General features: G+C 55.4%; 8 protein-coding genes and 1 tRNA gene. All 9 read right to left on the bottom strand.

Going from position 1 to position 13302, the window contains the following annotated elements; genetic code table 11:
• Positions 1-19 precede the first annotated feature (19 nt).
• Positions 20-1915, bottom strand: a complete 1896-nt coding sequence (locus AS89_RS0111910) for a SurA N-terminal domain-containing protein (RefSeq protein ID WP_033230361.1) — start codon at positions 1913-1915, stop codon at positions 20-22.
• Positions 1916-2106: 191 nt separating this feature from the next.
• Complete coding sequence (locus AS89_RS0111905) at positions 2107-2379, bottom strand: HU family DNA-binding protein (protein ID WP_010132873.1); 273 nt, start codon at positions 2377-2379, stop codon at positions 2107-2109.
• 477 nt (positions 2380-2856) lie between these two features.
• The gene (gene lon / locus AS89_RS0111900; protein WP_010132872.1) at positions 2857-5262 is read right to left on the bottom strand and encodes an endopeptidase La; all 2406 of its coding nucleotides are present in this window, start codon (positions 5260-5262) and stop codon (positions 2857-2859) included.
• A 390-nt stretch (positions 5263-5652) separates the two neighbouring features.
• Entirely contained in the window at positions 5653-6936 is a 1284-nt protein-coding gene (clpX, locus tag AS89_RS0111895) for an ATP-dependent Clp protease ATP-binding subunit ClpX (protein ID WP_010132871.1), read from the bottom strand.
• Positions 6937-7162: 226 nt separating this feature from the next.
• Positions 7163-7807 carry an ATP-dependent Clp endopeptidase proteolytic subunit ClpP gene (gene clpP / locus AS89_RS0111890; RefSeq protein ID WP_010132870.1) on the bottom strand — a complete coding sequence of 215 codons (645 nt, stop codon included), beginning with the start codon at positions 7805-7807 and terminating at the stop codon, positions 7163-7165.
• A gap of 194 nt (positions 7808-8001) precedes the next feature.
• Positions 8002-9315 carry a trigger factor gene (tig, locus tag AS89_RS0111885; RefSeq protein WP_010132869.1) on the bottom strand — a complete coding sequence of 438 codons (1314 nt, stop codon included), beginning with the start codon at positions 9313-9315 and terminating at the stop codon, positions 8002-8004.
• Between the two features lie 197 nt (positions 9316-9512).
• A tRNA-Leu gene (locus AS89_RS0111880) sits at positions 9513-9597 on the bottom strand.
• Positions 9598-9772: 175 nt separating this feature from the next.
• Positions 9773-10948, bottom strand: coding sequence for an acetyl-CoA C-acyltransferase FadA (gene fadA / locus AS89_RS0111875; RefSeq protein WP_010132868.1), 1176 nt, complete (start codon positions 10946-10948; stop codon positions 9773-9775).
• An 11-nt stretch (positions 10949-10959) separates the two neighbouring features.
• Positions 10960-13116 (bottom strand): fatty acid oxidation complex subunit alpha FadB, encoded by a 2157-nt coding sequence (gene fadB, locus AS89_RS0111870; RefSeq protein ID WP_010132867.1) that lies wholly within the window; start codon positions 13114-13116, stop codon positions 10960-10962.
• Positions 13117-13302: the final 186 nt, after the last annotated feature.

The raw sequence follows: 13302 nt of genomic DNA, 5'->3' as shown, positions 1-13302 counted from the left end.
TGTGCGGGTAAGTCAGTCGCTACTGCTCATTGCCGCTCAGGATCTCAACATCTGCCTTGCTCAGCAAATACTTCTGCACCGCTGCCAACTCTGCACCGCCCTGCATAGAAGACAACTGCTGCATCAACGCATCACGCTGTTCCTTGCTTTGACGGGTGAGATCACCGGAGCGTACAGCGCGCAATTGCACCACAACCACGTCACCACTCGGCAGTGCGAACTGCTTCAAGGTGCGTGCACCGGGGCGCGGCTCCGCCATTGCAAATACCTTGTCCACCACTTCACCACGGGCACCAAAGCCACCACGGCGGGTCTTGTCACTGGTTTCAAGGGTCAGGCTTTCCGCTTCGGCCACGGCCGCCAGACCACCGGTCTCACCCGCCCGGGATTCAATTTCCCGGGCTTTGTTCGCCAGCTGCTCACTCGCCTTGTCGCGCTTCAGACGCTGGACAACCTCAGCTTTTACTTCCTCAAGGGGTTTCACACCTTCAGGCTTGTGCTCGACAACACGCAATACCACCGCTTGGTTTTCGGTGAGATTCAATACGTCTGACGTGTTACCGTCTTCAAGCACTTCCGGGGAAAACGCTGCGTTAACTACCTGGCGCTCACCGACAATACCCGGGCCACCCTGACGGGAGAACAAAGGAGATGTCTGTACACTTACGCCCAACTCTTCTGCCGGTGCCGCCAGCGTCTCAGCGTTGTACGCCAGGTCACCCAGACGGCTCACTGCATCCACAAACTCGCGCTCGGCTTCCGCGTTACGGATGCGTGTTTCAATAGCGGTCTTGCGCTCAGCAAACGTCGGTGGCTCGGCATCGGCAACTTCAATCAGCTTGATGAAATGGGTACCTGCATCGGTTTTCACCGCACCGGACACTTCACCAACCTGCAATTGCGCGAGGGCTTCCTCAAACGCGGGCGGGAATACATCACCAGAAGTGAAACCGACATCACCGCCGTCCTCACTGGACAAGATGTCATCGGAGTACTCTTTTGCCAGCGCCGCAAATTCAGCACCGCCGTCCAGTTTTGACTGAACTTCCGCCACCTTTGCCTGTGCAGCCTCGTCATCTCCCTCGACCAGAATATGCGCCGCATGGCGACGAATACTGGCCTGGAAATTCTTCACTTCCTGATCGTATTGCGCACGCACGTCCTGTTCAGAAATATCGATATTCGCCGCGAACAAGTCCGGCGTCAGCTCGATATACTCAACAGATACCTGCTCGGGGCGCTGGAATGCAGACTGATTTGCATCGTAGTAGGCCTGCACCTCACCGTCCGCAACGGCAACGCCTTCGAGCAGCGGCGCCGCAGGCAGGGTCACGTAATCAAAGTCACGCTCTTCCATCGACACGGCAACGATATTTTCGGCATCGGCCCGGGTGCTGAACGCAGTTTGCGACACACTGTCGATGAACTGCTGCATCACCATTTCCTGCTCCAGCAGCTGGCGGAAAACCGTGGGGCTGTATCCCATACGGCGCAGACCGTCGCGATACACTTGTAAGTCAAACTGACCGTTTACCTGGAAACCAGGCATCTGCGTGATCTCTCTATCTACCGCAGAGACACTCATCGCCATACCGCGATCGAGCGCGGCCTGGCGCATAACCGCACTGTTGACGAGCTGTTGCAGCACCGGGCCACGCAGCTGTTCGTCGGTCAGCAAGTCAGTCGGCACATTGTCGCCATACTGGTTTTCGATCATCGCGCGGCGATTCTGGATCGCACGCTGCAGGTCAAGCTGAGAAATCTTTTCGCCGTTGACCTCTGCCACCTTACTGGCAGAGCCACCGCTGGCACCGGTGAAAAAATCGATCCCACCAATCACCATGATAAATCCGAAAAACGCCGCAACGATAATGGCAGCGGTTCCCTTCAGGTTGTCACGCATGGACTGAAGCATATCCAGCTCCGAATTTAACTCTTGTCTGTATACCACCGGATCAATAGTTATTCTTATTTCAGCACACAGCAATGTTGCAAGTGCTGATCAGGGAGACATCCCGTTGATCCTGATTACGATTTCAATCTTGCAGAAACAAAAAAGGCGCATCCATCTGATACGCCCCTTTGAAGCATTTTTTACAAAGCTTCTTAGTTCACCGCGTCTTTCAAAGCCTTGCCAGCTTTGAAGTTCGGGATTTTAGCGGCAGCGATTTCGATCGGATCGCCGGTACGCGGGTTGCGACCAGTACGCGCAGCACGCTCTTTCACAGCGAAGGTACCAAAGCCAACCAGAGCAACCTGATCGCCTTTTTTCAGAGCGTCGGTAATGCTGTCTACCATGGCGTCCAGAGCGCGGCCAGCAGCTGCCTTAGGAATGTCAGCAGACGCGGCAATGGCTTCAATCAGTTCGGACTTATTCACGCTATATCCCTCTATTCTTTTCTAGGTCTAAATGGTCTATGAAACTAGATTCTGAATCTGGAAGTAGTTCCCAGAGTTCAATTCCAGGTGTGTTCGTCAGGTCTGTTGCATCCCTGAATAACAAGGTGCAAGCAAGTATTTTTTCGCAGTGGATTTACCAATCGACTGCGGTTCCCCCGTAGCACAACAAGCCACGTTTTATACCAACTGCCTGTTGGTGGGTCAAGGAACCATGCGGCTTTGCGGGCAGTTTGCCATTTTTCAGCCACACTTGTTCAGTCAACGGCCGGCAAGCTTAAATTTTAACCACCAGCAATGGCCAGCGGCGTACTCTAAGCGACTTGATACCATCGTTTCAACGGTTTTCTGTGCAAACTTAACCACCTGAATACGAAAAGACCTGCCGCCTCCACATCGACGACAGGTCTCAGAGTCAATTTCAGGTCAGGCTAATAAACGGTAGGGCACCACCGGCAATCAGTGCGTCTGAACAGAGCGCTGGGAGCGCTCATCCGCTTTTTTCTGTAACGCGGAATACTCTTCATCGCTCAGTGCGTTGGGCGAAGACTCCAGCGCATACTCAAACACCTGATCAATCCACTTCACCGGCTTAATCACCAGGTCCTGTTGAATATTGTCAGGTATATCCTTGAGGTCACGCTCGTTGTCCGCCGGGATTAACACGGTTTTGATACCCCCACGGTGCGCAGCCAGAAGTTTCTCTTTCAGGCCGCCGATGCGCAGCACTTCGCCACGCAGGGTAATTTCACCGGTCATTGCCACATCGGCACGAACAGGGATATTGGTGAGCACCGATGCCAGCGCCGTGCACATCGCGATACCCGCAGACGGTCCATCTTTGGGCGTGGCGCCCTCAGGAACGTGGATATGAATGTCACGTGTTTCATGGAAGTCCGGGGCAATACCGAGTGATTGGGCACGCGCGCGCACGACGGTCAGCGCTGCCTGGATCGACTCCTGCATCACATCGCCGAGGGAACCGGTCTTGATCACACGCCCTTTACCAGGAACCGCAGAAGACTCAATGGTGAGCAGCTCACCGCCCACTTCGGTCCAGGCAAGTCCAGTCACCTGACCGATCTTGTTTTCCTCTTCCGCGCGCCCGTAATCAAACTTGCGTACACCCAACAGGTCTTCCAGCTGATCCTGCTTAATTACCACCTTGTTGGTGGTGGATTTACGCACATGCTCGGTAACCACTTTGCGGCAAATTTTTGCCATCTCGCGATCTAAACCACGCACACCCGCCTCGCGCGTGTAGTAGCGAACCACGTCGCGCACCACCTCATCGGTAATTTCCAATTCCTCAGGTCTCAAACCCGCGTTTTTACGCTGCTTGGGAATCAGGTAGCGCTGGGCAATATTCAACTTCTCATCTTCGGTGTATCCGGGAATCCGAATCACTTCCATACGATCCAATAAAGGACCAGGAATATTCATCGAGTTCGAGGTGCACACGAACATCACATCGGAGAGGTCGTAGTCCACCTCCAGGTAATGATCATTGAAAGACTTGTTCTGCTCCGGGTCCAACACCTCGAGCAAGGCAGAAGCCGGATCGCCGCGGTGATCCATACCCATCTTGTCGATTTCATCCAGCAGGAACAGTGGGTTCTTCACCCCAACCTTGGAAATTTTCTGCACCAACTTACCGGGCAGCGAGCCAATATAGGTGCGACGATGCCCGCGGATCTCCGCTTCATCACGCACACCACCCAGGGCCATGCGCACATACTTGCGGTTTGTTGCGCGTGCGATGGATTCACCGAGTGAGGTCTTACCCACCCCGGGCGGCCCGACCAAACACAGAATCGGCCCCTTCACCTTTTTCACGCGCTTCTGCACGGCAAGGTACTCCAGGATACGCTCTTTCACTTCTTCAAGGCCGTAGTGATCCTTGTTCAGGATTTCTTCCGCCTTGATCAGATCATGACGTACCCGGCTGGCCTTTTTCCACGGCACGCTCAACATCCAGTCGATATAGCTGCGCAACACGGACGCTTCCGCAGACATGGGCGACATCATTTTCAGTTTGCCCAGTTCCGCACGGGTTTTCTTCTCTGCTTCAGCGGACATGCCGGATTCGGCAATTTTCTTCTCGAGCTCTTCAATTTCGTTGGGCTCTTCGGTGATCTCGCCCAACTCCTTTTGAATCGCCTTCATCTGTTCGTTCAGATAGTACTCGCGCTGGCTCTTTTCCATCTGCTTTTTCACGCGACCGCGAATGCGCTTCTCTACCTGAATCAGGTCGATCTCTGAATCCATCAATCCCAGCAAATGCTCGAGACGCTGTTTGACGCTGATGGTTTCCAGCAACTCCTGTTTCTGCGCCAGGTCCAGCGACATGTGTGCAGCGATCGTATCGGCCAGGCGGCCCGGCTCATCAATGCCGGACAGCGAGGTCATCACCTCGTTGGGCACCTTTTTACTGACGCTGACGTATTGCTCGAACTGCGACATGGCAGAGCGCACCAGCGCCTCTGCTTCCGCCTCGGAAAGCTCTTCCGACTCTATTGGGGATACAGTGGCACGGTAGTGCCCCTCGCCTTCCTGAATTTCTTCTACCTTCACTCGATGGCCACCCTCCACCAGCACCTTGACGGTACCATCGGGTAGCTTGAGTAATTGCAGTACGCTTGCCACGGTGCCGACGCGATACACATCATCCGCGCCAGGATCGTCTTCCGACGCCTGTCGCTGCGCCACGAGCAGCACCTGCTTGTCGCTGCGCATTGCGTCTTCCAGCGCATCAATGGATTTCTCGCGACCAACAAACAGCGGGATCACCATATGCGGGTAAACCACGACATCGCGCAGTGGCAGCAGGGGGTATTCGTTCAAGGTCTCGGATGGCTGGTCCATATAACTCCTCTCGGCCTTCAAGCGGCCTGCGCCGCCAGATTGGCAGCTTCACCGTACATGCTGCGTCGCCTCCAGTGCGGACGCGCGATACGACTAGCGCCAGTTCAACAGCTAAGGTGGGGGCGTCGCCCAGAATAACAAGCCCACCCCGTCGTACGCAGCAAAATTAGTTTAATTTCGCCGTCCTGATGATGGTTGCACAAAACCCAAGTTCTCCATGACGCCTCAGACATAGAACAAATACTATCCAAACGGCGAAAAACTAGCCGCGAAAAGCATCTCTAAACCCAGCGGGCAACCACGTGAATCAGGCGCCAAATGCCAGGCACAAAAAAAGCCCCAAACTGGGGCTTTTTTGTGGCGCAAGGCCGTGTGCTCAGGGTGGCGCAATCACTCTTCCGGTGCGGCCTTCTGGGCTTCCACCTGCTCATATACCAGCAGCGGGGCCGACTCGCCTTTGATCACCGCTTCGTCAATTACGACTTTCGCGACATTATCCATGGACGGGATGTCATACATGGTTTCCAGCAACACCGACTCCATGATCGAGCGCAAACCACGCGCACCGGTCTTCCGCTCCATGGCTTTGGTCGCTACGGCGTCGAGCGCATCCGGACGGAAGTCCAGCTCAACACCTTCCATGTCGAACAGCTTACCGTATTGCTTGGTCAGCGCATTGCGCGGCTCGGTCAGAATTTGCACAAGTGCAGCCCGGTTGAGCTCCTCGAGTGTCGCGGTCACCGGCAGGCGACCAACAAACTCCGGGATCAACCCGTAGCGCACCAAGTCTTCCGGCTCCAGATCCAACAACACCTCACCAAAGTTGCTGTTGCTGTCTTTGGATTTGACCTCTGCAGAGAAGCCGATACCGCCTTTCTCTGAGCGATCGCGGATGACCTTGTCCAAACCGGCGAAGGCACCACCACAGATAAACAGGATATTGGAGGTGTCTACCTGCAGGAACTCCTGTTGCGGATGCTTGCGGCCGCCCTGAGGCGGTACCGAGGCAACCGTACCTTCAATCAGCTTCAGCAAAGCTTGCTGTACGCCCTCACCGGAAACGTCCCGGGTGATGGAGGGGTTGTCTGATTTACGGGAAATCTTGTCAATTTCATCGATGTAGACAATGCCCTGCTGTGCCTTTTCTACATCGTAATCACATTTCTGCAGCAGCTTCTGAATGATGTTCTCGACATCTTCGCCCACGTAACCGGCTTCGGTCAGGGTGGTGGCGTCCGCGATGGTAAACGGCACATTCAGCAGGCGGGCAAGGGTTTCCGCCAACAGGGTCTTACCACTACCGGTAGGGCCGACCAGCAGGATGTTGGACTTACCCAGTTCAACATCATCCTTGCCTTTCACGCCCTTGCCAGTGCGCAGACGCTTGTAATGGTTGTATACCGCGACTGCCAGTACCTTCTTGGCACGCGCCTGACCAATCACGTACTGGTCAAGAATCTCGGTGATTTCCTGAGGAGTAGGCAGTCGGGAATCGTCGCCTTCGACGGACTCCTGCACTTCCTCGCGAATGATATCGGTGCAGAGCTCAACGCACTCGTCACAGATGTATACAGAAGGACCAGCAATCAGCTTGCGTACTTCTTGCTGGCTCTTGCCACAGAAGGAACAGTAAAGGAGTTTGCCGTTATCTTCTCCGCTGTTCTTATCAGTCATCTAAGTACTCCGTGCTCTGACAGCCAGCCAAAATGCGGTGGCAAAAGGGGTTCGTAATCAAGATGCGGTCTTTTGGCAGGTTTTTCAAGCTTTTTTGTTCTCTCCCGGGATCGGGGCTGCGCAACACACCGCAGTAACTGCGCGAAGCGCACAGCCGCTGCGGAACATCACTCCCCTACCCGGGATGTTTTTGGGGAATAAGTGCGCGCCAGTTGGCGTATCGGTATTACTTGGCTAAGCCCTGGCGGTGCGCCAACACTTCGTCCACCAATCCGTACTCCTTGGCTTCGTCCGCACTGAGGAAACGATCGCGATCCGTGTCACGCTCAATTTCCGCCACGGTGCGGCCGGTATGATGCGCCATAAGTTCGTTCAGGCGCGCGCGAATTTTGAGAATTTCCTGGGCATGGATATGAATATCAGAAGCCTGCCCCTGCGCGCCGCCACTTGGCTGGTGGATCATCACACGCGAATTTGGTGTGGCGTATCGCTTCCCTTCTGCGCCCGCGGTCAGCAGGAATGCACCCATACTGCACGCCTGACCGATACACATGGTGCTCACATCGGGCTTGATGAATTGCATGGTGTCGTAAATCGACATGCCCGCGGTTACCGACCCACCTGGCGAATTAATATACAGGTGAATGTCTTTATCGGGATTTTCGGCTTCCAGGAACAGCAGCTGGGCCACAACCAGGTTGGCCATATGGTCTTCTACCGGTCCCACCAGAAAGATCACGCGCTCTTTCAGCAGACGGGAGTAAATATCAAACGAACGCTCACCTCTGGCGGTCTGCTCTACCACCATCGGCACCAGGCCACCGGTGGCAAAAATGTCTTGAGAACTACTAGGACGGTCAATATATGCCATGGATACGATGCTTCCTTTTTCGGCGTATTAGGCGGGTCAGAACGCATGTGCTCAAAAAAAGCACACTTCTGAAAAATTTGTTCAACCTGAGCTTAACTGCTCGGCGGCGATAATGCCAGATTGACTCTCAGCATCTCTCATAAACAAAAACGGCCACCCGAAGGTGGCCGCTTTCAACGAGATACGCGTGTAAATCAAGCTTGCTTTTGCGGCTTGATCACGTCGTCGTAGCTGCTTTCAACTTCGCTGACTTTCGCCTTGTCCAGGACGAAATCAACAACCTGATCTTCCAGCACGACAGACTCAACACCAGCCAGCAGCTCGCGGTTATTGAAGTAGTACTCAACCACTTCTTCCGGCTGCTGGTAGGTGGACGCCAGCTCTTCTACTTTTGCCTTCACGCGATCCGCGTCAACAGACAGTTTGTTTTCCTTGACGATTTCGCCAACCACTAGACCCAGCACAACACGGCGCTTGGCCTGATCTTCAAACATGGTGTCCGGCAGCATTTTTGCAGCGTCTTCCGGCTTGATCTGACCACCGAACTGCTGAACCATCTGGCCGCGTAGGGTCTGAACTTCGCCAGCAACCAGCGCTGCGGGGATCTCTACCTCATGCTTCTCGAACAGCTGGTCCATGACCTGAGTCTTGACCTTGTTCAGCGCAGCGTTCTTCAGCTCACGCTCCATGTTACCGCGCACTTCTTCGCGGAACTTCTCTTCACCGCCTTCGGCAACACCGTAGCCAGCAAAGAATTCATCATTCAGTTCAGGCAGCTCAGGCTTTTCAGAAGCAGTCACCTTGATGGTGAACACTGCATCGGCACCTTTCAGGTTTTCTGCCTGGTAGTCTTCCGGGAAGGTCACTTCCACTTCTTTTTCTTCGCCCGGCTTCATGCCCAGGATGCCGTCTTCGAAGCCCGGGATCATGCTACCGGAACCCAGAACCAGCTGCTGACCTTCAGCCTTGCCACCTTCGAACTCTTCGCCATCTTTACGACCAACGAAGTCGATGGTAACGCGGTCACCTTTTTGCGCCTTGCGCTTGGTTTCTTTCCAACCGGACTGCTGCTTGCGCAGTACGTCGATCATGTTGTCGACGTCGCTATCAGTCACTTCAGCGGTCGGGCGCTCAACAGCGATTTCAGCCAGGTCGGTCAGAGCAACTTCCGGGTATACCTCGAAGGTTGCAACGTACTCCAGGTTTTCACCCGGAGTTACATTTTTCGCTTCAATGCTCGGCTGGCCGGCAGGCTTCACCTGCTCTTTCTGAACCGCGTCGTAGAAAGAACGGCTCATTACTTCACCCAGCACTTCTTGACGAACACCGGCACCAAAACGCTGACGCACAACCTTCATCGGCACCTTGCCTTTACGGAAGCCGTTGATGCGTACGGTCTTTGCCGCTTGCTGAAGGCGCTTATCAACTTCCTTATCCACCACTTCTGCCGGCAAATTTACCGTTAAGCGACGCTCCAGACCGGAAGTTGTTTCGATGGAAACCTGCATGTTAATCCTCGTGAGACTCTTCTCTTCACAGAATGCCGGGCTACGGAAATGTCTAACCAGCACCAGCGCTTAGCGTTGCGCCGAATCTTATCCGGCCGCCAAATACAAACAGCCCGTGCCACCGCCTTTACCCAGCGAAACGCGAAATACATCGGCGCTGCGGGCAACGAATGAACACGGACTGCGAAATATTTAATTGGTGGGGACGGGGAGACTTGAACTCCCACACCTTGCGGCACCAGAACCTAAATCTGGCGTGTCTACCAATTCCACCACGTCCCCAAACCCAAACTCGCGGATAACTCTTTGATTTTCCTGCATTTTTGAGGAAAAACAGGTTAGCCGTCCAGCGAGGGGAGCAGATTGTGCCACAGAGGACACAGGGCTTCAATAAGTGCGTTAAAAACAAATGGGGCGCCCATTGGCGCCCCATCTTTGGCACAGAAGCCGGAGCGGCTTATACCCGCTCTACGATGGTGGTAATACCCTGACCCAGACCAATACACATGGTCGAAACGCCCAGGTCACCGCCTTCATTTTGCATTACGGACAGCAGGGTGCCGGTGATACGCACACCGGAACAACCGAACGGGTGGCCCAGTGCAATAGCACCACCGTACAGGTTGACCTTCTCGTCCATTTTATCCAGCAGGTTGAGGTCCTTCAGCACCGGCAACGCCTGAGCGGCAAATGCCTCATTCAGCTCGACCTTGTCGATATCGTCGATGGTCAGGCCTGCGCGCTTCAGTGCATTCTGCGTCGACGGTACCGGGCCGTAACCCATGATGGACGGATCCACACCCGCCAGAGCCATCTCACGTACCTTAGCGACCGGAGTCATACCCAGTGCCTGGGCGCGCTCTGCGGACATCACCAGCATCACGGATGCACCGTCGGTGATCTGCGAGGAAGTACCCGCGGTTACCTGGCCGTGCTTGGGATCAAACGCCGGCTTTAGCTGCGCCAGACCTTCCACGGTGGTTTCCGGGCGAATGGTCTGGTCGGTCTCTACCAGAATCGGCACGCCGTCGGCGTCGTGGCCTTCAATCGCGATAATCTCACGGTTGAACTTGCCCTCTTCGGTCGCCTTGGCAGCGTGCTGGTGAGAACGCGCACCGAACTCGTCCATCTGCTGACGCTGGATACCGTGCATCATGGCCAGGTATTCCGCGGTCATGCCCATGGAGCCTGCCGCCTTTGCCATATGGCGACCCAGCATCGGGTTCGGGCTGACGTGCTCCATCATGTTCAGGTGACCCATGTGCTCGACACCGCCGACCACATACACATCACCCACGCCCGCCTGGATATTGGCAGCGGCGGTGTGCAGGGAAGACATGGAAGAGCCACACAGGCGGTTCACGGTTTGCGCCGGAACGGTGTGGGGCAGGCCAGCCGCCAGCGCGATAAAACGCGCTACGTTGAAGCCCTGCTCATCACGCTGCATGACACAGCCCCAGATCAGGTCATCAATCTCTTTCGGGTCCAGCTTTTCGTTGCGCTGCAGAAATTTCTTCAGCAGCTCCGCAGACATGTCGTCTGCGCGCACATTGCGGTAAACGCCATTTTTGGATCGACCCATGGCGGTACGCGCATAGTCGACGATTACGGCATCTCTAGGATTCAGACTCATGGATACTCTCCTTACTTGTTGCCGTAGTAGGTTTTACCGCTGGCAGCCATTTCACGCATACCCGCGGTCGGCTCATACAGCGCGCCCAGGTCGCTGTACTTCTCGGCGATCTTCACGAAGTTGTCCAGGCCGATGCTGTCCAGCCAAGCGAATACACCACCGCGGAACGGCGGGAAGCCGATGCCGTAGATGAGCGCCATATCCGCTTCTGCCGGAGAATCCACGATGCCCTCTTCCAGGCAGCGCGCCAGCTCGGTCGCCATCGGCACCATCATACGCTCGATGATTTCGTCGTTTTCGAACTCGCGACGATCGGCCACGTGCGGCTTCAGCAGCTCGTAGGACTCTTCGGTAGCGACTTTCTTCGGACGGCCCTTCTTGTCTTGCTCGTAGACATAGAAGCCTTTGCCATTCTTCTGGCCGTAACGCCCTGCTTCGTACATTACGTCGGACGCTGCGGTAAAGGTTTTACCCATACGCTCCGGGAAACCTTCCGCCATTACCTGCTCGGCGTGTACACCGGTGTCGATGCCGACCACGTCCATCAGGTAAGCCGGGCCCATCGGCCAGCCCCAGCGCTCCATCACCTTGTCCACCTGCTGGAAGTCGGCGCCATCGCGCACCAGCATGGCGAAACCAGCGAAGTACGGGAACAGTACACGGTTTACCAGGAATCCTGGGCAGTCGCGTACCACGATCGCCTTCTTGCCCATCTTGTTGGCGTAAGCCACAACGCGGGCAATTGCGTTTTCAGAAGTTTTCTCACCGCGAATCACTTCTACCAGCGGCATCTTGTGCACCGGGTTGAAGAAGTGCATACCCAGGAAGTTTTCCGGACGCGACAGCGGCGCAGCCAGGCTGTCGATCGAAATGGTAGAGGTGTTGGAAGCGATTACGGTGTCGCTCGAAACCTTGCCTTCCACCTCGGTCAGAACCGCGTGCTTGACCTTGGGGTTTTCCACCACCGCTTCAACTACCACGTCGATGTCGTCGAAACCGTCGTAGCTCAGGGTCGGCTCGATGCGGTTCAGCACCTCACCCATCTTGCTCGCAGTCATGCGGCCGCGCTCAACCAGCTTCGACAGCAGCTTGTTGGCCTCGTTCAGGCCCAGGTCGATGCCGTCCTGGTTAATGTCCTTCATCTTGATCGGCGTGCCCTTGTAGGCAGACTGGTAGGCGATACCGCCACCCATGATGCCCGCGCCCAGTACGGCAGCGCGCTCGATCTTCTTATCCGCTTTCTTTTCCCAACCTTTGGCAACCTTGCCAACCAGCTGGTCTTTCAGGAACAGGCCCACCAGGGATTTCGCAGTTTCGGTCTGCGCGCTGGCAATAAACTGCTCCTGCTCGATTTTCAGAGCCGCATCGCGGTCAAGCTTGTAGCCCTGTTCGATGGAGGTCACTGCATTGACCGGAGACGGGTAGTTGCGACCCGCCTGCTGGCCGACAAACGCTTTGGTGGTAAAGAACGCCATCAGCGCTTCGGTATCATTCAGCGGAATCGGTGACTTCTTGATTTCACGACGCTTCTGATAGTCCAGTTCACCAGCCGCTACCCGCTCCAGCAATTTCAGTGCGGCGCCGCGCAGCTTGTCAGCCGGAACCACCGCATCAACCGCGTGTGCAGTCAGAGCCGCATCCGGGCGCTGCTCTTTACCGGCAGCAATCCACTCGGCTGCAACGTCAACACCAACCACGCGAGGCAAACGCACGGTGCCGCCCCAACCCGGGATCAGGCCCAGCTTCACTTCGGGCAGGCCGACCTTGGCCTGGTCACCCATTACGCGGAAGTCACAACCCAGGCAGACTTCGAAGCCGCCGCCGAGCGCGAAGCCATTGATGGCAACCACGGTCGGGAACGGGAGATCTTCCAGTCGGTTGATGTTGTCGTTGTTCTTGTTCATCAGCTCGGCGATGCCTTCCGGGCCTGCGGAAAAAGCTCCGCCAAACTCGGTAATGTCTGCACCGACGATAAATACATTCTTGCCACTGGTGAGCAGCAGGCCTTTGATATCGCCCGCTTTTTCAATCGCGTCCAGAGCGTCGGAGAATTCCGATACGGTGAGTCGATTGAACTTATTGACGGACTCGCCTTCCAGATCGAATTTCAGTTCCGCGATGCCGTTGTCCAGCATCTGAACGGATAGCGCTTTGCCACTAAATAACATTATTGACCTCATTGATTGGTGACCCGGTGTCATTGCCGACAATGTACCGGTCCGGGGGTCGGGTTGTGCAAGACTGAGATTGGACTCGCTGCAGACAGCGTGCGATACCAGTGTTGCCACTTCATGACGCATTGTCCGAAATCAGTCGACGCGCCAAGTATAGCCAGATTCAAACGTGTGTTTGAA

The organism is Microbulbifer agarilyticus S89 (assembly GCF_000220505.1).
In the GTDB taxonomy this organism is placed as follows: domain Bacteria; phylum Pseudomonadota; class Gammaproteobacteria; order Pseudomonadales; family Cellvibrionaceae; genus Microbulbifer; species Microbulbifer agarilyticus_B.
Note: the sequence above shows the minus strand (reverse complement) of the source record. Positions and strands in the feature narration are given on the sequence as shown.